At 51.2% G+C, this 510-nt stretch carries 1 protein-coding gene; it reads left to right on the top strand.

The annotated features are described in order from the left end of the window. Positions 1 to 39: 39 nt before the first annotated feature. Positions 40 to 510: HEAT repeat domain-containing protein (locus tag R7Q46_RS30515; protein WP_411978800.1), on the top strand; the 471-nt coding region annotated here is incomplete at its 3' end.

The following is a 510-nucleotide window of genomic DNA, read 5'->3' as shown; positions in this document are numbered from 1 at the left end:
CAACGCCCAGTATTCGAAACAAAATTTTGAGGAATTGGTATGTCATTGTCTACAGAAGCCCCCCTGTTAAAGACACCGTGTTTGGCACCGCGCAAACGTCGATCGAACAAAGTGAAGATGTTTTCTAAGTCGTTATTGGCGGTCACATTAGGCGCGGGCATTAATCATTCTGTTATGGCGCAAACGCCGACGGAACAAACGCAAGCTCAGCCGACGGCGGCAGAGCAAGTGCAACAACCAACGCCGCAGCAAGTGATTTCTAAGCTCGCTTATCAAGCCCAAGACCAAAAGTTGCCGACCGAACAACGTGTTCAAGCGCTGCGCGAACTGGGTAATTACCCAAACCAGAATGCTCTGGTGGCTGTTGCTCGAGGTTTACAAGATAAAGACGCGGCAATTCGCGAAGCTGCGATAGTCGGCGCGCAACCTTACGCGATTGAAAACCGCTGGCGCATGGTGGAACCACTACTTAAAGACGAATCCTCTTCCGTGCGTATTGCGGCAGCACTG

The sequence above is a fragment of the Vibrio sp. 811 genome, from assembly GCF_033339195.1.
Note: the sequence above shows the minus strand (reverse complement) of the source record. Positions and strands in the feature narration are given on the sequence as shown.